The following is an 18,466-nucleotide window of genomic DNA, read 5'->3' on the forward strand; positions in this document are numbered from 1 at the left end:
GCGCCCCCCGCTTTGGGCGGCACTATAGCGTGCTGGCAGGTCTATTCCACCGAGACCCGCACCACGCCGGCGCTCATCATGCCCAGCGCCTTGGCAGCCGGCACCGAGAGATCGACGATGCGGCCGCGGATGAAGGGGCCGCGATCGTTGACGCGGCACTGAATCGAGCGGCTGCCGTAGGACACCCTCAGCACGCTTCCGAACGGACGCGTCCGGTGCGCGCAGGTCAGCTCACCTTTCCCGGCTTTTCCGTAGCTGTAATAGGAGGCAAGCCCGCTTTCGGCCTGGGCAAAGGAAACTGCAGAAAGCGAAAACGTAGCAAGGCAAGAAAATAACGTGGTCTGCGCTCGCACGGCACCCCTCCGGGTTGGCCTGCCCCGGGCGCAAACGTTTGTCGGTTCCCGTGGGTTCCTGAGCCACTGCCGGGCCGCGCCCGGCAGTGCCATCACAGTTCTGTTACTGTTTGTGGAATACGAGCGTCCGAACCTCGATGCTCTCGCGCGGCGCGGCATCGGCCGGCGTGGTCGGATCGACGAACGCGGCGTGCGGCCCGAAGCGGGTGCGGCCATCGGTTGCGGAATCGTAGCACTTGAGCAGCAGTGCTTCGTCCGCCGTCATCTCGGGGAAATAGAACCAGCGATGGTTCGGATTGTATTTCACCGAATAGATTTCGCCGCGACGGTTGGGATAGATCAGATCCGAGGCGACGAGATCGTCGGGCGCAACCGTCGTGCCGTCGGCCATCGCCAGCGGCGAATCTCGCAAAGGACCGCGGATCGGCCGCCACAGATTGATCACCTGGACGCGGCCCTTCAGCAACTCTTCGGCCTCGTCGGGCAGATGCTCGCGCACGCGGTTGGCGCCTGAGACGGCGGTCTGATCCACGTGGACGCGCGTTGCCGGCTGACGCGGGCCACCGTCGCGGATGTCCGCGGCACCCTCAACGCGCCTGCGCACGGTATGGTCGAAGATGACGACGCGGTCGGCTTTCAGCGTTGCGCGCAGGAAGGCCTCGACGGCGGGATAGTAGACCGCCTTGATTTCCTCCTCATTAGAGAAGTCCTTCACCTGATGTGGATGCCGCACCAGCGCAAAGCCTTCGCGGTCGAGCGAGATGTTTTGTGCGATCAGCCGGGCATCGAAGATCGGTACCTGATGCGGCTCCGGCAATGACGTGCTTTTGGGCTCGCCAGGCGGTGGATCGAAGGCGTAAGTGCGCGGCTTGCCCGAAACCGGCGCGAGGTAATTGAGTTCAGCGGTGACGAAGGGAAGCGATTCGATTTTTGTTTCTTGCAGGCCCATGGCCGGTCTCCCGATGTGGTCGTCTGGATGATTTTTGAAGACACCGGGCGTACTGCAAGGGAGTTGGTGCAAATAGCAATGCGAGTGCTGTCGCTGGCATGAAACGCAGAACAAACGCATCGCGAAATCCGGCCGGGTTGGAATGCGCCCTGCCCGCTTCACGGATGCTTGAGAGCCTTTTGAGATCTCGTGCCCCGGACGCAGCGCATCACGCAGTGGTACGCTGCTGAGCCGGGGCCTATCTCACCGGGAGCATCTGTGCGGCATGGGTCCCGGCTCTGCGCAGTAGCGATCTCGGCCGCCTCGAGCTTCTGCTTGATCAGACCCCAGTGAAGGTAGAGGTCGATTTCGCTCTGCTCGTCCGCGACCAGCCGAACATTATCGCGTCGGCCAGCATGAGACGGATCATTCCGCCGCCTCGCCGCGAACAGGCTGGCGCTTGGCGATCAGCTCGCGCGTCAGCGGGATCAGCTCACGGCCATACTCGATGGCATCGGGAAGCGGATCGAAGCCGCGGATCAGGAAATGGCTGACGCCGAGGTCGCAATAGTCGCCGAAGACCTCGGCGACCTGCTCGGGCGTGCCGACCAGCGCGGTGGTGTTGCTGTTGGCGCCGGTGAGCTTTGCGATCTCGGTCCACAGCCGCTTGTCGATGCGGCTGCCCTGGTCGGCGAGCGAGAGCAGACGCCGCGCGCCAGCGGTGGCATGGCCGTCGGCGGGCTTGCGATAGCCGGTCTTGTCCTGGAGCGCGGTGGCGCGCGCAAGAATCTCGTCCGCCTTTTCCCAGGCCTGCTTCTCGGTCGGAGCGATGATCGGCCGCACCGAGAGGCTGAAGCGCGGCGTCCGACGGCCCTGCCTGACGGCCGCATTGTGAACCCGCGAGGTGACGTCGCGCACCTGCGCATAGGATTCACCCCACAGCGCAAAGGTGTCGGCATGCTTGCCCGCGACGTCGATCGCAGCGTCAGAGCCACCACCGACGAAGGTGTAGATGCCGGCCTTCTGCAGCGGCTTCACCTGCGAAAAACCGTTCTCGACGTTGTAGTACTTTCCGCTGTAGTTGAACGGCTTCTCGCTGGTCCATTCCAGCTTCACCACGTCGAGAAACTCGCTGGTGCGGGCGTAACGCTCGTCCTTGTCGTCGAGCGTATTGCCGTCCTGCCTAAGCTCGGCTGCATTGCCGCCGGTGATGACGTGGAGCGAGACGCGGCCTCCATAGAGTTGGTCAAGCGTCGCAAGCTGCCGCGCGAGCAGCGTCGGCGCGGTAAAGCCCGGTCGCTGCGCGATCATCACTTTCAACGATTTGGTGATGGTCAGCACATGCTGTGCGACCTGGAGCGCATCGGGCGTGGTTGAATGGAACGCCAGCAGCGCACGATCGAAACCCGCGAGCTCATGCGCCTTCGCCACCGTCTCGATATAGGCGGCATCGAGCACCGGGCCCTGGCGTACGATGGTCTCGGAAGCATTGCTGTTGGCGATAAAGCCGATGAACTCGACCGACATGATGTTCTCCCTGAATGTTTGGCGGCAGGCTAGAGGCCCAATGCGGCACGGCCGAGGCCGGTGCGCGTGGAATCGTCCTGCGGCGTGTGCACGCGACCGCACAGGACGTCGCGATAGTGCCGCTCCAGCGGATTGGCGCGGGACAGGCCGTGATTGCCGGTCAGCGACAAGGCATTCTCGACCGCGGCGACGGCGTTATTGGTGACGGCCAGCTTGATGACGTTGGACTCGGCCGCGGAAAGCGCGACACCGTCATCGAAATCACCGGCAAAGGATGCGATCAGCCGTGCATTGACGATGAGCCGCGCCTCGATCGCGCCAAGGATCTCCTGCGCCCGCGGCAAGGTCGCAAGCGGCGCGCCCAGGCTGGCAGGGACCCGCTGCTTCAGGAACCCGACCAGCCAGTCGCGTGCAGCCCGCGCAACGCCGTCATAGATCGCGGCGACAAAGATCGTGTGGACCGTCGCCTGCGCCACATCAGGTGCGCGCCAGTCCGCCGGCTCGCGCACATCGATCTCGGCATCGAGGGGTATCACGACGTCCTCGAAGATGACGTCGTGGCTGCCGCTGGCCCGCAGGCCGTGATGATCCCATGTCTCGACGATGCGCGTGCCTGGCAGGCCCGCCGGCACCAGGAACTGTCCAACGCGCGGCTCGGCTTCGTCCGTCCGCGCCCAGACCAGATACCATTTCAGGATCGGCGATCCCGTCGAATAGATCTTGTGCCCCGAGAGCCGCCAGCCGGTCTCGGTCCGACGTGCAATGGTCGCGGGCAGGCCGCCGCGCGCAGGCGAGCCCAGTTCGGGCTCGACGCGGAGCGCATTGACGAGCGCAAGGCCTTCGACGCTCTCGCGCGCGAGCTTGCGCGACAGCCGCGCCGGCCAGGTCGGGCTCCGTGCCATCACCAGATGGTTGATGTAGTGCATCGACAGCACCAGCGCTGTCGACGGATCGGCCTTGCCGATGATGCCGAGGACGCGGGCGGCGTATCGTGCGCCAGCTCCGGCCCCGCCATGGGCGGCAGGCACCGTCAGCGACAGCAGGCCTGCTTCGGAAAGCTCGCGAAAGTTCTCGAACGGGAAGCTGCCGGTGCGATCGTGCTCGGCCGCGCGGGCGGCGAAAGCCTCGGCCAGCGCCTCGGCACGTGCGATGTAGTCGGGCTCGTGATGCGCCGCGCGGCCCTTGGCGATCGAAGTCACCATGTGGCGTCCAATCCGAGCAGGCCAAGGATCTGGCGGCGCAAATCCACCAGATACGGATCGCCGCGATGGCGCGGATAGGACCGGTCGACACGGATGTCTGCCTTCACACGCGCCGGGCGGTCGCTGAACACGATGACGCGGTTGGCGAGCACCAGCGCCTCCTCGGCGTCATGCGTCACCAGCAGCGTGGTAAAACCCTTGCGCTGCCACAGTGAGACCAGCTCGGCCTGCATGGTGATGCGGGTCAGCGAGTCGAGCTTACCGAGCGGTTCGTCGAGGATGAGGATTTTGGGATCATTGACCAGTGCGCGGGCCAGCGCGACGCGCTGCGCCATGCCGCCCGAGAGCTGGTGCGGATAGGCATTGCGGAAGGACGATAGCCCGACGAGATCGAGCGCGGCATCGACGCGATGACGCTGGCTCTTCAAGATGCCCTGCGCCTCCAACCCGAGCGCGACGTTGTCCCAGACCGTGCGCCAAGGAAACAAGGTGGGATCCTGGAACACGACGACGCGCGACGGGTGCGGTCGCGTGATGCGCGCCTCGTCCTCGCGCAGCGTTCCGGACCGGGGCTTGTCGAGGCCTGCGACGAGGCGCAGCAGCGTGGACTTGCCGCAGCCGGAGGGGCCGAGCAGCGCAACGAACTCGCCCGGCTCGACGGAGATGCTGACGTCGCTGAGCACCGGCAGCTCGGCGCCGTCGATGTCGAAGGCGTGGCTGACCTGCTCGATGTCGAGCGCGGCACCGGCCGCCGGGTGAGCGTCGAAGTCAGCCAGTGCGGTTGCGGCTACCATTTCACTGTCCCCTTTTGCCAAACCAGCAGGCGATCGCGGATCGCAAACAGCAGCGTGATCGCGCCGGAGCAGAGCAACGACATCACGATCAGCGCCGCATACATGTTGGCATAGGCGGCCCAGCCCTGCGCCCATTGCAGGTACCAGCCGAGCCCTGCCTTGACGCCGATCATCTCGGCGACGACGAGCACGGCAAAGGACGAGCCGAGCCCCATGAACAGGCCCACGAAAACGTGCGGCAAGGCCGCGGGGATCGCGACCTTCAGCACCAGGAAGGAAGGCTTCGCCCCGAGCGTCCGCGCGACGTCGTAATATGCGTTGCTCACGCTCGCGACACCCGACCAAGTCAGCACGGTGACCGGGAAGCCGGTTGCCAGCGCGATCAGAAAGCTCGATGCGCTCCAGCTCGACGGAAAGGTGAAGAAGGCGATCGGCAGCCAGGCGGTCGCCGGCAACGGGCCGATGAAGCGCAGCACCGGATGCACCCAATAGCCGACCGCGCGCGACCAGCCGATCGAGACGCCGGTCAGGAAGCCGACCGTCGCGCCGATCAGATAGCCGCCGAGCTGGAGCTTGACCGAGGCGAACACGCTGTCGAGCAGTTTTGGCAGATCGTCGGTGTAGACCTCGATGATCGATTGCGGCGGCGGAAAGAACGGCAACGGTAGCCAGGCGAATTTTGCCGTCGCGACTTCCCACAGGGTCAGGACAACGCCGAGCACGACGAGCCACGGCGCGCGCTGGCGCAAGGCCCGGCCCGTCGAACCGAGGTAATCGGCGCCGACCGTCCCGAACAACGCGATCGCTGCGATGACAAACGCGGCAATGCCGAGCGAATGGGTCCGCGACCAGTCGCCGACGTCCTCCCACCACAGGCAGGACAGGCCGAAGGCAATCCACGCCACGCTGGCGAGAATGCCGGCACCGGAGTCCCGGACCCAGCTCGTCAGCCAGGGTGCGCGCGAGAGGCGCGGCGCGCCGGAGGCAAGGCCGTCAGACAGCGAATACGTCGACATAGATGCGCTCCGCGAATCTGGCCGTATCGGTGCTCTGCTTGAACACCTGCACGCTCTTGAGATCGTCGGCATAGGCCTTGAGCTCGCGCTTTAGCACTTCGCCGACGGGGTGATGGTGATGAGTGTGGTAGCGCACCATGCCCTCGATATCCGTGAGCGACGCCGTCTTCGGCGCGTAAGGCTGGAACGATTTCGCCGTCACAGACGGATTTTGCGCGGTGAACATCGCGGCATCAAGCAGCGCCTGCGTCAGGGCGCGCGCGACCAGCGGCTCCTCGCGCACCAGGCTGCCGCGCAGGCCGAGGATGCAGCAGCTCTTGTCGCGATACTCGCCATCGAGATTGGAGGCGACCTCCTTGTACTGGCTGTCCTTGAGCCAGAGATAACCCAGCGGGTCGGACGACAGGAATGCCTGCACCTCGCCCTTCTCGACGGCGACGTTGAGAAGGTTGCCGGGATAGGCGCGCCAGTCGACATCCTTGTTCGGATCGATACCGAGCTTGGCGAGCTGAATGGAGAAGAAATTCTTGTCTGGGCCGCCGAGATCACCGACCGCGACGATCTTGCCCTTGAGATCGGCAAGCTTGCTCACGCTGGAATCGGCGCGGGTCAGGACCCGCATGCAGCCACCGTGGGTGCCGGCGGCAATCTTGACGTCAAAGCCCTGCTCCAGCGGCTTTAGCCAGCGCAGCGCCATGCCGAGACCGGCATCGCTCTTGCCGGTTGCGATGGCCTCGAGCAGCTGGTCGGTCGAACCGGAATAATTGATGAGCTCGATGCCGAGATTATGCTTCTGGAACAAGCCGTGCTCGATGGCGACCGGCACCGGGGCGAGACAGACCGCGCCCGCGTTCCAGGATAGCTTGAGCTTGCGCGGCGCGCCGGTGAGCGCGGGCACATCCGACGCAGTCCGGCACAGCGGAAACTCCGAGAGATCGACGCCGGGCGCGATTGTCCGCGGCGCAAAGGCCTGTGCCGCACCGAAGGCACCGAGCGGCGCAGCGAATGCCGCAGCTAATCCCGCCTGGAGCAAATGGCGCCGGTCGAGCCTCGATCCGTCGCGCTTGTCGTCGTCGTTCATCCGTCTCCACTCCTGCGCTGGCACGGCTCCGCCATCGGCACAACAGCTTGCGTTGCGCCTGTTCCGTGCGGACCTGCGTCGAGAGAAAATCTTTTCGCCGGCGCCTGCTCGGTGCCTTGATGCGATGCGCAAATCATGCGGCGCGTTCGCCGTATCGTCAATGAAATGGAATTTCGAATGTGGCACGAAGCGAAGTCATTCTCTCCACCGGTGCGTGCGAGGACGACGAAAGGATTTCCGCCGATGGATCGATTGACGGAGCACGGGGCTACTCCCTCTCCTGCTTCATTTTTGCGCAGCATCAGTGGCGCATACCGCACGTTCTCGAAATCGGCGCCTCGCTGAAACGTCCTTGCCGATCGCGCGCGCAATACGGTTAGCCATTTCATTGACCGCGCATCATGCGGCCATAGACTTGATCGTCTCGATGCATCGTTCGCTCACGCGTCGTGGGCAAAGCAACAAGACAGGCCACATGAGCATCAACTCCCTCGATCATTCCATCGCGCGCCGGCTCGCTGCATCGCTGCTTGCCGCCGCCATCACCCTGTCGACGGCCGCGGCGTCGTTCGCAGCCGATGCCGTCGTGCTGCGGGTCGGCGACCAGAAGGGCGGCAATCGTTCGCTGCTCGAGATCTCGGGCTACGCGAAGGATCTGCCTTACAAGATCGAGTGGTCGGAATTCCCCGCGGCAGCTCCAATCCTGGAGGCGCTCAACGCCGGCGCGCTCGACGTCGGCTATACCGGCGACCTTTCGTTCCTTTCCGTCTACGCGGCCGGCGCGCCGATCAAGGCGATCGGCGGCACAAGGTCGGATGCCAAGACACAAGCCATCCTCGTGCGCCAGGATTCCCCGATCAAATCGGCCGCCGACCTCAAGGGAAAACGCCTCGCCGGCACGCGCAGCGGCTGGGGCCAGTTTCTGATCGACGCCACGCTGGAGAAGGCGCAGATCAGGCTGGAGGACGCGACCTTCGCGCCGCTCGGCCCGGTCGACGCCAAGATCGCGCTGGTTGCGGGCTCGATCGACGCCTGGGCGGTGTGGGAGCCCTACGTCTCGTTCGCGACGCTCAAGGACAAGGCCCGCGTCATCGCCAATGGCGAGGGCCTGACGCCGACCATCACCTTCATCGTCGCTTCCGACAACGCCATCGCCACCAAGCGCGCAGCGGTGCAGGACCTCGTGCAGCGGCTGAACAAGGCGCGGCTGTGGTCGCTGGATCATCTCGGCGAGTACGCCAAGAGCACGGCCGAGTTGACCAAGCTGCCGGAGGATGTGCTGCTCTCGGCCTACACCGCGCAGCGCACCAGCCCGATTCCGATCGACGAGAACGTCGTGAAGGAGGTGCAGGAAGCCTCCGACCGCTCGACGCGCTACGGCATCCTGCCGAAGAAGCTCGACGTCAGCAAAGCCGTCGACCGCAGCTTCACCGCTGCGGCCGCGGGATCGAACTAGGCGGAGGCGGCGGGATGCGCGGGCTCCGTCTCAACGCTGGCCCGCTGCATCTCGCCGCGATCTTACTCGCGCATTTGGCCTGCATGAGCCTGATCGTGTGGCTGTCGCTTTAGACGCCAGCCAGGACCCCCGCTCGCCGGCCCGGCCTTAAGGAAAAAATCAGGACAACATAAGGAACCCATAAGGACTTACGAGACGCCGCTGGCCTAGCATCGACCGTGTGATCGCGTCGGTAACAGGATGCCTCATCCCGCGGCTTGTCCAGGCAATCACAACTCGCTCTCGGGTTGCCGATCCCGACTGGACGGGCTTACAGTGATCCGCCCTGCGGCCGTCGACGCTTGCAATGGGAAGGCGACCTTCGGGCTGGAGATCAGCGCCATGTCAGCCGATCAGTATCTTCGTTACGATCCGTCCGTCGAACACATCCTGCCGGAGGAAGCGGCGGCGGTCGAGGAGATCGTTGCTTCGATTTCGCGAACGAGTGATCGCACTTTTCGCAAAAACAAGCATGGGACCCGGCAGCAGCACGCCAAGGGCGCCGGCTATCTCCGGGGCGAGCTGATCGTCTACGACAATTTGCCGGATCATCTGCGCCAAGGCCTGTTCAAGCAGGCTGGCCACTTCCCGATCATCGTCCGCCTCTCCACCGCATTCAACAGGAGCGATCGTGTACGTTCGCCGCGAGGGTTTGCCATCAAGGTTTTGGGTGTGACGGGGGCTAAGGCGCTCGGCGACGACGATTCGACGAACCAGGATCTCCTGCTCGTCAATCACCCCAGCTATTTCGCGGATGCGATGGCCTATATGCGCGCACAGCACAAGGTCGAGCACACCCTGTTCCTGCCTGATCTGGCGTACGGACCCATAGGCTTTTTGGCGCGCGCCCTGGTCGCCGCATCGGACAGAACAGGCATTCCGATCCCGATCGTCTTGAAAGCGCTCGGTGATGCCGGCAGCAACATCCTCGGAGAGACCTTTCACACCGAGGGTGCATTGCGGTTTGGCGATTATATCGCAAGGCTTCGCCTGATGCCGATGTCGGCGTCGGTTCGCCAACTCACCGGCCGACCCTGCCACGATGCCGATGATGCCGTGCTGAACAGCGTCGTTGCCTTCTTCAAGGATAATGCGGCCGAGTACGAATTATTCGCCCAGCTCTGCACCGACCTCGAGCGAACACCGATCGAAGATGCCTCGATCGACTGGCCTGAAGACGTCGCGCCGCCGCAAGCACTCGGCAAGATCACGCTTCCGCGCCAGACCGCCGACAGCCCCGCGCGTCGCGTCTATTCCGACGAGGTGCTTTCGTTCGATCCATGGCGATGTCTCGCCGCGCATCAGCCGCTCGGCTCGATCATGCGATTGCGCAGGGATGCCTACCGTGCCTCCCGCACGCTGCGGCAGCAGCAAAATCAATTCAAGGTCAAGCAACGGCCCGGCGAACCGCGAGAGATCGCGGACCTGCCGGATTGAGCCGATCAGCGTCCCGCAATATCGGGCCCGGTGTCCCGGCCTGCGTCGAAAAAGGATGCCGAGCGCAGCGGATCATTGGGATCAAGCGTCTCTGCCAGCGATGCGATCACCTGGCAGGAGCGGTCCCGCCACTTGGCAGCCCTTTGCGCTTGTCCGAGGCTCTCATAGAGCCCCGCGGTCGTGCGGTAAACCCGCCAGGTGGCATGCGGCAACCTGGCATGGCGGAGGATCGACATGGCCGCCGACAGATGCCCGCCGGCGAGTTGCGCATCGTGCTTCAGCATCGCAATTCTCGCCATGGCCTCGTAGCACAGCGCGAGAAACGGCCGGTCAGGTGCCGCGCTCGTCACCTCGTGAAACTGGCTGGCCGAGCCCTGGGCACGGTCCAGATCGCCGATCGCGATCCAATAGTCGCAGCAAGTCAGCAGATAATGGGGGATGACCAGCGACTCCATCGGCACCCGGTCGACCTCCATTCGCCGCTCCATCGCATCGAGATGCTGCCGCGCCCGAGCCAGGTCGCCCATCCTGACATAAGCTCGCGCCAGCAGATTCCTGCCAACGAAGAAGGTGAACGGATTGGCCTCGATCATCGGGCCGAGCGCATCCTCCGCACGCCGTGACGCGCTGCCATATTCCTCCGCCTCGGAGTACAGCCATCCGATCGCGAGATGACACAGCGCGACGGCCTGCGGATTTGCATTCCGCTCCGAGATAGCCAACGCGGAGACGAGGTTTCGTTGCGCCTGGCCCCATTCGCCGAGATAAATCTGGGCAAACGCCTCGACCGATTCATAAAGCACGAACAGATAGACGTCACCGACCAGGCGGGCGAGCTCCTTTCCCCTGGTCGTCGCATCGCAGCAGGCCGGATAATTCGCGCGCAGAAACTCCAGCACCATTTCCATCGAGCAGCGTCGCAGCCGCATGCTCAGATCCTGCTCTCCGGTGATCAGTGCTGACGCACGCTCGGCAAGGTCCGCATTCTCACGATCCCAGCCGCGGAGCATCAGCTTCAGATTGGCAACGTTGCCCTGGACCAGAGCGCTGAATGCGGCGTCGTCGATCGCCCTGCTTTTGATAAGGGCCTGTTCCGCAACAGGCAGGCTCTGGCGCCGATCGACGTAAAGACAGAATCTGCTGAGATCGACCAGCGCGTTCACCTCTTCGCGCACGTGCCCGTTCTCCGCCGCGTGCGCCACGATAGCGCTGAGATCCTGCAGGGAATTCAGGAAATCTCCACTGGCCCGCCAGGCCCAGGCGCGCTGAAGCAGCAACTTCAGACGTGTCGTCACCCGAAATTCCGGCGGCAGATGCGGCACCAGCTCCAAGGCGCGGGACAGGTAATTGGCGGCCTCGCGCGTGCTGAACCTTCGCGCCGAGCCCTCGGCCGCCGCGCCCAGATAATGCATCGCTTTCGGGAAATCACGGCCCAGTTCGAAATGGCGCGCGACAACGGCGGCGATCTCCGCAGCCTGCGGCCCATAGCCCTGCTCGAGCCCCGCCCCAAGCAGCGCATGGGTTTTCGCGCAGCGCGCTGGTGCGAGCCGCTGGTAGAGGATCTCCTGGTAAAGCGCGTGCTGGAACGCATAGCGACCGGAGACGCTTCCGTTCGGCCACTCGGTCATGCCGGCCCCGACGATAATGCGATCGGTCCGTGCCAGGTCCTCGCACATCTGCTCGACATCCAGCACGGGACGGTCCAGCGCACCGGCGATATGGAGCGCGGAAAACTCCGCTCCCGCCGCACTGGCGACCTCGAGCAGGCAGCGCTCGTCTTCGGTGAGGTGATCGATCTGCTGCTTGATCATTCCTTCCAGATCGCGCGGCATGCTGTCATGCGAGGCCGCGTCTTCGCTGACCAGCCGCCAGCCCAATTCGTGCTCGACCAGTGCACCCTGCGCCACGAGATGATCGAGCAGAGACGACACGAACAGAGGATGCCCGCCGGTTCGCGCGAAGATGCGCTCGACCAGCTCTCTGGCAAAATCGGCCGAGTTGAAGCGCAGGGACAGATAGCGTTCGACGTCGGTGCCGGTCAGTCGATCGAGCGCGAGCTCGGTGGCGTGTCCGTGAATCCGCAAGTCCTGATGAACGGCACGGATAGGATGTCCGCCGACGGCGACTTCCATCGGCCGGTAGGTGGCGAGCACGAGGATAGAAGCCCTCCGATCCCGCCGCGCCAGCCGGGAGAGCACATCCACGGTGGCAAAGTCGCTCCAATGCAGATCTTCCAGGATGATCACCCATGGTCGCGTGACAGCGAGATGTTCCATGAGATCGGAAAATTCGCGCAGCATGCGCTCCCGCGTTGCGCCAAAGACCTCATGCTGGAATGTGGCCCGCTCTGCTTCGCCGAGGAAACCGGGCATCTGCGCGAGCCAGGTCGGCGCGTGCTCGCGGATGGACGTCAGCAGCGATGCTCCATCGGTGCGACGGCAGCACTCGTTCAGCGCTCCGATCAGCGGAAGAAAGGCCTCATGGGTGCCGAACAACTCGTTGCAGCTACAATGCAGCACGCCCAGTCCCTGCTGGTTCATCCTGTCGAGCGTCATTTGCAAGAGGGTGGTCTTGCCGATCCCGGCCTCGCCGGTGATGAAGACGACCTGACGCTGTCCGGTGCGAGCGAGTTGCAATGCCTTCTCCAGCGTGTCGAGTGCCCCGGTGCGCCCGACTCTCCAGTGCCGGCGTCGATCGACGACCTGCTCCGTGACGGAAGCGGTCTCTTCTTCGGGCGCCCGCTCGATCGCAGGCAAGTCGGCGGTCGCGACCGGCGCAATGAAACGATAGCCGCGCCGCGTGACCGTCTCGATGTAATTGGGGGACTGCCTGTCGTCGCCGAGCACCGAGCGTAGCGCGTTCACGGCAACGGCGAGGCTCGACTCGCTGACGTGCAGATCGGACCAGACCGCGTCGAGCAACTCTTCCTTGGTGACGAGCTCACCGGGCCGACCGACGAGATAGCAAAGAACCTCGAACGGCTTCGGCGCCAGCGCGATCCGCTCCCCGCCTCGCCACAACAGCGCGTTGGCACGGTCGAGGCGGAATTCACCAAAGGCAAGCGCGTCTCTACGCACGGCTCAGACCCCCGGATGCTCGCCCATCTTAAGGGAAAGCTCAGCCAAATGTAAGGACGCGATAAAGACCTGCGCCCTGCGCCGGCACTAGCATTGGCCTGTCCATTTCAGAGACGCCGGCAAGGCGTCGGACGGCCTTTTCATCACGCTGTCATTTCAGTCGGCAGGCAGTCGATGCCTGAATTTTGGCAAGGAGTTGGCCATGAGCATTCTAAAACATCTGGCGATCTCGCCTCTCGCTTTTGCCATTCGCCATTACGACATCAGGGTCATATTGGGCCTCACCGTCCTCAGCCGCATCTTCCTCGTCGCCATCTACCTTGCGTGCGGCGGCCCGGGCCTGTCCGAGTTCGATCTCGCCAACGCCATCGCGCTGCCATGAGCTCGGGACCGCTCGAATGGTGCATCGAGATCGCGATCATCGTCGCGATCTGCATCGGGATTGTCGTGGGCGGGCATGGCCGGCTCGTCGTGCCGCATCACCGGGTTCAGCGCGCGCAAGCCGATCGGGCCGCTTGCATTCAGCGGCCCTCAAACCTCTTCAGCGTCGTCGCCCTGCGGCGAGCGGGTCCGCCCGTTTGATCGATCACCAATACGCGCGGTGATAGTGCCGGTAATACGGCCGGTAGTAGCCGTAACGAGGGCCGAAATACGGGCGGTAAGGCCGATAGTAGCGCGGATAAGCATAGGCCGGACCATAGCCGTAATAGGCCGGCGCATAACCATAGCCGTAGCCCGGGTATCCGTAGCCGCCATAATAGGGCCCGCCGCCATAGTAGCCATAGCCATAGGGCGCGCTGCTGGCGATGGCACCTGCGATGATCGCGCCAGCGGCAAGGCCGCCGAGACCCCATCCAAAACCTCGGCCGCGCCAGTGCACCTGCGTGACATCGTCGCCGACGGCGGCCTTCATGGTTGCGACATTGGTGGGCAGCGGAGCCGCCGCCGCCTGCTGAATCCCCCCCGCCATGACCGCGGCGGCGAGCGAACCGGCGACTGCCGTTTTCCAGACCCTCATCGTCTTACTCCTTTCTGACGTTTGGCTTTGACATGGATCGCAGCGCCATCATCGGGCATCCTGGCGCGAGGTCAAAGCCTCGAGTTTTGCGTGCACCGCACAAGACGCATGCCTCCATTCTGATCAACCGGTACCTGACGGGCTCGACAACCTTGCCGCGAGTGACACCGGCAGGACGGTGCCTGGGGCCCGATCACGGCGGCAAAGCATTAAGCTTCCGGCGCATTCGCAACCAACAACCACCTTCCCGATTTACTATTCGTGCCGTTACTATCGGTTCCAAATGAGCGCGGCCGGGAGGCTTCTCGCGAGCGCAAGAGTTGTGGGAGGATGACATGAGTGCCGCGAGACCCGAGCCGCTTGCCCGTCAGGCGCTGGCGTTTGTCCTGGCCGGCGGACGCGGCAGCCGGCTGCTGGAGCTGACCGACCGTCGCGCCAAGCCTGCGGTCTATTTCGGCGGAAAATCCCGCATCATCGATTTCGCGCTGTCGAACGCGGTGAACTCGGGCATCCGCCGCATCGCCGTCGCCACCCAGTACAAGGCGCACAGCCTGATCCGGCACCTTCAGATGGGCTGGAACTTCTTCCGCCCCGAGCGCAACGAGAGCTTCGACATCCTCCCGGCGAGCCAGCGCGTCTCCGAAAACATGTGGTATGTCGGCACGGCCGATGCAGTCTACCAGAACATCGACATCATCGAATCCCACGCCTGCCGCTTCATCGTCGTTCTCGCCGGCGACCATATCTATAAAATGGATTACGAGGTGATGCTGCGCCAGCACGTCGACAGCGGCGCCGACGTCACCGTCGGCTGCCTGGAGATGCCGCGCCAGGAATCTTCCGGCTTCGGCATCATGCATATCGACGAGAACGGCTGGATCAAAGAGTTCCTGGAAAAGCCGAAAGATCCGCCGCCGATGCCGGGCAAGCCGGACGTTTCGCTCGCCAGCATGGGCATCTACGTGTTCGACGCAAAATTCCTGTTCGAAGAGCTCAAGCGCGACGCCGAGGATCCGAATTCCAACCACGATTTCGGCAAGGACATCATCCCCTACCTCGTCAAGAACGGCCGCGCCATGGCGCACCAGTATTCGACCTCCTGCGTTCGCTCGGGCAGCGACCCCCGCGCCTATTGGCGCGACGTCGGCACGGTCGACGCCTATTGGGCCGCCAATATCGACCTCACCGACGTAGTGCCCGAGCTCGATTTGTTCGACAGCGCCTGGCCGATCTGGTCCTATTCCGAGATCACACCACCGGCAAAATTCGTCCACGACGAGGAGAGCCGGCGCGGCCAGGCCGTGAGCTCGCTGGTCTCGGGCGGCTGCATCATTTCCGGCGCCTCGCTGCGGCGCTCACTGCTGTTCACCGGCGTGCGCGTCAACTCCTACGCCAATGTCGAGAACGCCGTGATCATGCCCTATGTCAATGTCGGCCGCGGCGCGCGCCTGAAGAACGTCGTGATCGATCGCGGCGTCGAGATCCCGGAAGGGCTCGTCGTCGGCGAAGATCCCGAGCTGGACGCAAGACGCTTCCGCACCACCGAGCAGGGCATTTCGCTCATCACCCAGCCGATGCTCGACAGGCTCAATACATGACGCCTGTTCGCGTCCTCGCGGTCGCCTCTGAAGTCTATCCCATCGTCAAGACTGGCGGTCTCGCCGATGTCGCGGGCGCGCTGCCGATTGCGCTCAAGGCGCATGGCGTCGAGATGCGCACCTTGATGCCAGGCTATCCTGACGTGATGCGGGTGCTGGGGGGAGCCGACGAAATCCGGCGCTGGCCGGATTATTTCGGCGGACCCGGACGTCTGCTCGCCGGCTCGCATGACGGCCTCGATCTGTTCGTGCTCGACGTGCCGCATCTCTACGCACGGCCTGGCAACCCCTACGTGACGCCCGAAGGCGTCGACTGGCCGGACAATGGCGTGCGGTTCGCCGCGCTCTCGCGCATCGCGGCCGATATCGGCCACGGCCTCGTTCCCGCCTTCGTGCCCGACGTGGTGCATGCCCATGACTGGCAGGCCGGGCTCGCGCCGGCCTATCTGCACTATGACAATCGGCCGCGGCCGGCCACCGTGATGACCATCCACAACATGGCCTATCAGGGCAAGTTCGTGCCCGAGCTGATTGGTTCGATTGGCCTGCCGTGGCGCGCCTACGGCGTCAACGACCTCGAATATTTCGGCGGCATCAGTTTCTTGAAGGCCGGCCTGCAATTCGCCGATCGCATCACCACGGTCTCGCCGACCTATGCGCAGGAGATCCAGACCGACGAGGGCGGCATGGGGTTCGGCGGCCTGCTTCGCGCCCGCGCGAACGCGCTGAGCGGAATCCTCAACGGCATCGATGTATCCGTTTGGAATCCGCAAGAAGATCCGCACATCGCCTACCGCTTCGGCGCGGAGGACCTCACGTTCCGGGCCGCGAACAAGGCGGTGCTTCAGCAACAGTTCAATCTGGATTCCTCGGACGAAGCGCCATTGCTCGGCGTCATCAGCCGCCTGTCGTGGCAGAAGGGGCTCGATCTCCTGCTCGAAGCCATTCCGACCATTTTGCGCGAAGGCATGCAGCTCGCTTTGCTCGGCAGCGGCGATCGCGATCTCCAGGATCGCTATCAGGCCGTAGCGCGCGCGAACCCTGGCCGGATCGGGGTCGTGATCGGCTACGACGAGATCATGGCGCATCTGATCCAGGCCGGCTCGGACGCGCTCATCGTGCCCTCGCGGTTCGAGCCATGCGGCCTGACCCAGCTCTGCGCGTTGCGCTACGGCGCCGTGCCCATCGTCTCGCGGGTCGGCGGCCTCGAGGATACCATCGTCGATATCGGCGAGGCCGATAAATCAGGCCGCGATGCCACCGGCTTCAAGTTCGCACCCGTCACCGCGGATGCCCTCGCCGGCACGCTGCGCAAGGCCAACATCGCCTTCCACGACAAGCTGACCTGGCGCCGGCTGCAACTGAGCGGCCTTGCGACCGACGTGTCCTGGCGCAACCGCGCCGGTGACTATGCCGCGCTCTATCGCGGCCTCATGACCGCGCGCGCCTGAGGCGCGACCATCCTCGAATCAATGCTATAGAGCCGCCATGGACCCGTTCTTGATCAAGCTGATCGGCTTTGCCGCCGCGACCTGCACCACCGTGGCCTACGCGCCGCAAGCCATCAAAGTGTGGAAGACCCGCTCCACCGGCGATATTTCGCTCGGCATGTTCCTGGTCATGGTGCTTGGGCTGGCGCTCTGGCTCGTCTATGGCCTGCTGTCGGGCGATGCGCCCCTCGTCGCCGCGAACGCCATCACCATGGTGCTCGCCGGCGGCATCCTGTTCATGAAGCTGAAATACGGGTGAGCCACTCTTCTTCACCTCTCCTCGCTTGCGGGAAGAGGAGAAGATCACCCGCCAAACACATACGACGCCATCGCGACATTCGCGACCTCGTCGACGAAGACGCGCTTGCCCGTGTCGCTGACGGCGGCGCCGGCGGCCACCATCAGCGGCAGCAGATGATCTTCGCGCGGATGGGCCAGGCGCGCACTCGGCGCGTTCTCCCAGTCAACCAGCATCGCGTTGCGCCGCGCCGCGTCCTTGTGGCTGATCGCCTCGTTCAGGTAAGCCTCGAAATCATACGAGACCGGCTTCGATTCGGCACGGCCGAACCCGCGCATGTTGTGATAGGTGAGTCCGCTGCCGACGATCAGAATGCCTTCGTCGCGTAGGGAGGCAATCGCCTGCCCCATCCTGATGTGCTCGGCCGGATCGTAACTCGATCTCAGCGACAGCAGCACGATCGGCATGTCGGCGTTCGGATACATCAGCCCGAGCGGCACGAAGGTGCCGTGATCGAACCCCTGGTTGGGATCCTCCCGGCAATCAACACCCGCGCGCGTGAGCAGCGCCTTTACCTCCGCGGCGAGCTCGGGCCGCCCCGGCGCCGGGTATTTGAGGTGATAGGTGTGCTCGGGGAAACCGTGATAATCGTACACCATCGGCGGATGCGCGGAAGTCGACACGGTGAAGGCGTCAGCCTCCCAATGTCCTGATATGACGAGCACGGCCTTGGGCCTCTCCGGCAAGAGCTGTGGCAGCCGGCCGAACGCCTCGGCGGTTTTCGCGTATTGCACCCGCCTGTCTTCCATGAACGGCCACGGACCGCCGCCATGCGACAGGAAGAAGGTGGGAAATCGCACCATGGGCGAAGGCTCGTTTCGTTGGCAACATGCGCGTGCGAGTTGCCCGCGCGATCGGCCGCGAGCATAGGCAAACCCGTATGGTTAGCAAGACGTTAACGATTTGCTGCCCAGAATCCCGGGCGTAGCCGAAGGAGTCGGCCAGCAGCCAGGGACGTGAAATGAAGAAGTTTGCGTTGGGGGATGTCGTCAACAGTGACAAGGGCCGCCGCGGCGTCGTTCGCGCCGCCTACAAGTCGAAGGAAGGCCAGCAGTTCTACGCCGTCGAGAAAGACGGCGCGATGGATTATCTGGAGGAAGACCGGCTAAGCCCGGCGCCGCGCGTCGAGCTCGCGGCTTAAGTCCAACTCAT

17 protein-coding genes are annotated in these 18,466 nt (G+C 64.1%); 7 read left to right on the forward strand and 10 right to left on the reverse strand.

The genetic code is table 11. The features are described from left to right. Window positions 1-41 precede the first annotated feature (41 nt). The 7 genes from IVB50_RS04690 to IVB50_RS04720 all read right to left on the reverse strand — a co-directional run bounded on the left by IVB50_RS04690 (window position 42) and on the right by IVB50_RS04720 (window position 6,901). Window positions 42-353 carry a septal ring lytic transglycosylase RlpA family protein gene (locus IVB50_RS04690; RefSeq protein WP_026233379.1) on the reverse strand — a complete coding sequence of 104 codons (312 nt, stop codon included), beginning with the start codon at window positions 351-353 and terminating at the stop codon, window positions 42-44. A gap of 103 nt (window positions 354-456) precedes the next feature. Next, window positions 457-1,302, reverse strand: coding sequence for a CmcJ/NvfI family oxidoreductase (locus IVB50_RS04695; RefSeq protein WP_247294798.1), 846 nt, complete (start codon window positions 1,300-1,302; stop codon window positions 457-459). A gap of 405 nt (window positions 1,303-1,707) precedes the next feature. Further along, entirely contained in the window at window positions 1,708-2,808 is a 1,101-nt protein-coding gene (locus IVB50_RS04700) for an LLM class flavin-dependent oxidoreductase (RefSeq protein ID WP_018457484.1), read from the reverse strand. Window positions 2,809-2,837: 29 nt separating this feature from the next. After that, complete coding sequence (locus tag IVB50_RS04705) at window positions 2,838-4,010, reverse strand: acyl-CoA dehydrogenase family protein (protein WP_018457483.1); 1,173 nt, start codon at window positions 4,008-4,010, stop codon at window positions 2,838-2,840. Beyond that, the gene (locus tag IVB50_RS04710; protein ID WP_018457482.1) at window positions 4,004-4,804 is read right to left on the reverse strand and encodes an ABC transporter ATP-binding protein; all 801 of its coding nucleotides are present in this window, start codon (window positions 4,802-4,804) and stop codon (window positions 4,004-4,006) included. The genes IVB50_RS04705 and IVB50_RS04710 overlap by 7 nt, the downstream gene beginning before the upstream one ends. Further along, window positions 4,798-5,820: an ABC transporter permease subunit gene (locus IVB50_RS04715; RefSeq protein ID WP_247294801.1), complete on the reverse strand. Its 1,023-nt coding sequence runs from the start codon at window positions 5,818-5,820 to the stop codon at window positions 4,798-4,800. Before IVB50_RS04715 ends, IVB50_RS04710 begins: the two co-directional genes overlap by 7 nt. Further along, the gene (locus IVB50_RS04720) at window positions 5,798-6,901 is read right to left on the reverse strand and encodes an ABC transporter substrate-binding protein (protein ID WP_247294802.1); all 1,104 of its coding nucleotides are present in this window, start codon (window positions 6,899-6,901) and stop codon (window positions 5,798-5,800) included. Before IVB50_RS04720 ends, IVB50_RS04715 begins: the two co-directional genes overlap by 23 nt. 475 nt (window positions 6,902-7,376) lie before the next feature. Between IVB50_RS04720 and IVB50_RS04725 the strand changes: the two genes are divergently transcribed. Continuing rightward, window positions 7,377-8,357 (forward strand): ABC transporter substrate-binding protein, encoded by a 981-nt coding sequence (locus IVB50_RS04725; RefSeq protein ID WP_026233378.1) that lies wholly within the window; start codon window positions 7,377-7,379, stop codon window positions 8,355-8,357. A 381-nt stretch (window positions 8,358-8,738) separates the two neighbouring features. Next, window positions 8,739-9,833: a catalase family protein gene (locus IVB50_RS04730; RefSeq protein ID WP_026233377.1), complete on the forward strand. Its 1,095-nt coding sequence runs from the start codon at window positions 8,739-8,741 to the stop codon at window positions 9,831-9,833. 5 nt (window positions 9,834-9,838) lie between these two features. Here the strand turns inward: IVB50_RS04730 and IVB50_RS04735 are convergent, their stop codons facing one another. After that, window positions 9,839-12,910: an AAA family ATPase gene (locus tag IVB50_RS04735; protein ID WP_247294805.1), complete on the reverse strand. Its 3,072-nt coding sequence runs from the start codon at window positions 12,908-12,910 to the stop codon at window positions 9,839-9,841. Between the two features lie 202 nt (window positions 12,911-13,112). Here IVB50_RS04735 and IVB50_RS04740 point away from each other — a divergent pair, with 202 nt between their 5' ends. Next, window positions 13,113-13,292, forward strand: a complete 180-nt coding sequence (locus tag IVB50_RS04740) for a hypothetical protein (protein ID WP_018457475.1) — start codon at window positions 13,113-13,115, stop codon at window positions 13,290-13,292. Window positions 13,293-13,496: 204 nt separating this feature from the next. On the opposite strand, the gene IVB50_RS04745 is transcribed toward IVB50_RS04740, so the two are convergent. Beyond that, the gene (locus tag IVB50_RS04745; RefSeq protein WP_018457473.1) at window positions 13,497-13,928 is read right to left on the reverse strand and encodes a hypothetical protein; all 432 of its coding nucleotides are present in this window, start codon (window positions 13,926-13,928) and stop codon (window positions 13,497-13,499) included. Window positions 13,929-14,263: 335 nt separating this feature from the next. Here IVB50_RS04745 and glgC point away from each other — a divergent pair, with 335 nt between their 5' ends. From glgC to IVB50_RS04760, 3 genes are read left to right on the forward strand one after another with little or no spacing between them, the layout of a single operon-like run. Beyond that, the gene (gene glgC, locus IVB50_RS04750) at window positions 14,264-15,526 is read left to right on the forward strand and encodes a glucose-1-phosphate adenylyltransferase (RefSeq protein WP_007613273.1); all 1,263 of its coding nucleotides are present in this window, start codon (window positions 14,264-14,266) and stop codon (window positions 15,524-15,526) included. Beyond that, entirely contained in the window at window positions 15,523-16,977 is a 1,455-nt protein-coding gene (gene glgA / locus IVB50_RS04755; RefSeq protein ID WP_018457472.1) for a glycogen synthase GlgA, read from the forward strand. The genes glgC and glgA overlap by 4 nt, the downstream gene beginning before the upstream one ends. 37 nt (window positions 16,978-17,014) lie before the next feature. Then, window positions 17,015-17,275: a SemiSWEET transporter gene (locus IVB50_RS04760; RefSeq protein WP_018457471.1), complete on the forward strand. Its 261-nt coding sequence runs from the start codon at window positions 17,015-17,017 to the stop codon at window positions 17,273-17,275. A gap of 44 nt (window positions 17,276-17,319) precedes the next feature. On the opposite strand, the gene IVB50_RS04765 is transcribed toward IVB50_RS04760, so the two are convergent. After that, window positions 17,320-18,117, reverse strand: a complete 798-nt coding sequence (locus tag IVB50_RS04765; RefSeq protein WP_247294809.1) for a class III extradiol ring-cleavage dioxygenase — start codon at window positions 18,115-18,117, stop codon at window positions 17,320-17,322. Window positions 18,118-18,275: 158 nt separating this feature from the next. Between IVB50_RS04765 and IVB50_RS04770 the strand changes: the two genes are divergently transcribed. Continuing rightward, window positions 18,276-18,455: a hypothetical protein gene (locus tag IVB50_RS04770; protein ID WP_007601069.1), complete on the forward strand. Its 180-nt coding sequence runs from the start codon at window positions 18,276-18,278 to the stop codon at window positions 18,453-18,455. The last annotated feature ends 11 nt before the right edge of the window (window positions 18,456-18,466 follow it).

Source organism: Bradyrhizobium sp. 87, from assembly GCF_023073015.1.
Lineage (GTDB): Bacteria > Pseudomonadota > Alphaproteobacteria > Rhizobiales > Xanthobacteraceae > Bradyrhizobium > Bradyrhizobium canariense_D.

What these genes read in the sequence shown, in the direction of transcription:
- glgA (WP_018457472.1), top strand. Translation starts at nt 15,523, where the DNA reads ATGACGCCTGTTCGCGTCCTCGCGGTCGCCTCTGAAGTCTATCCCATC.
- IVB50_RS04705 (WP_018457483.1), bottom strand. Translation starts at nt 4,010, where the DNA reads ATGGTGACTTCGATCGCCAAGGGCCGCGCGGCGCATCACGAGCCCGAC.
- IVB50_RS04720 (WP_247294802.1), bottom strand. Translation starts at nt 6,901, where the DNA reads ATGAACGACGACGACAAGCGCGACGGATCGAGGCTCGACCGGCGCCAT.
- IVB50_RS04715 (WP_247294801.1), bottom strand. Translation starts at nt 5,820, where the DNA reads ATGTCGACGTATTCGCTGTCTGACGGCCTTGCCTCCGGCGCGCCGCGC.
- IVB50_RS04760 (WP_018457471.1), top strand. Translation starts at nt 17,015, where the DNA reads ATGGACCCGTTCTTGATCAAGCTGATCGGCTTTGCCGCCGCGACCTGC.
- IVB50_RS04770 (WP_007601069.1), top strand. Translation starts at nt 18,276, where the DNA reads ATGAAGAAGTTTGCGTTGGGGGATGTCGTCAACAGTGACAAGGGCCGC.
- IVB50_RS04695 (WP_247294798.1), bottom strand. Translation starts at nt 1,302, where the DNA reads ATGGGCCTGCAAGAAACAAAAATCGAATCGCTTCCCTTCGTCACCGCT.
- IVB50_RS04765 (WP_247294809.1), bottom strand. Translation starts at nt 18,117, where the DNA reads ATGGTGCGATTTCCCACCTTCTTCCTGTCGCATGGCGGCGGTCCGTGG.
- IVB50_RS04745 (WP_018457473.1), bottom strand. Translation starts at nt 13,928, where the DNA reads ATGAGGGTCTGGAAAACGGCAGTCGCCGGTTCGCTCGCCGCCGCGGTC.
- IVB50_RS04730 (WP_026233377.1), top strand. Translation starts at nt 8,739, where the DNA reads ATGTCAGCCGATCAGTATCTTCGTTACGATCCGTCCGTCGAACACATC.
- IVB50_RS04740 (WP_018457475.1), top strand. Translation starts at nt 13,113, where the DNA reads ATGAGCATTCTAAAACATCTGGCGATCTCGCCTCTCGCTTTTGCCATT.
- IVB50_RS04725 (WP_026233378.1), top strand. Translation starts at nt 7,377, where the DNA reads ATGAGCATCAACTCCCTCGATCATTCCATCGCGCGCCGGCTCGCTGCA.
- IVB50_RS04700 (WP_018457484.1), bottom strand. Translation starts at nt 2,808, where the DNA reads ATGTCGGTCGAGTTCATCGGCTTTATCGCCAACAGCAATGCTTCCGAG.
- IVB50_RS04710 (WP_018457482.1), bottom strand. Translation starts at nt 4,804, where the DNA reads ATGGTAGCCGCAACCGCACTGGCTGACTTCGACGCTCACCCGGCGGCC.
- glgC (WP_007613273.1), top strand. Translation starts at nt 14,264, where the DNA reads ATGAGTGCCGCGAGACCCGAGCCGCTTGCCCGTCAGGCGCTGGCGTTT.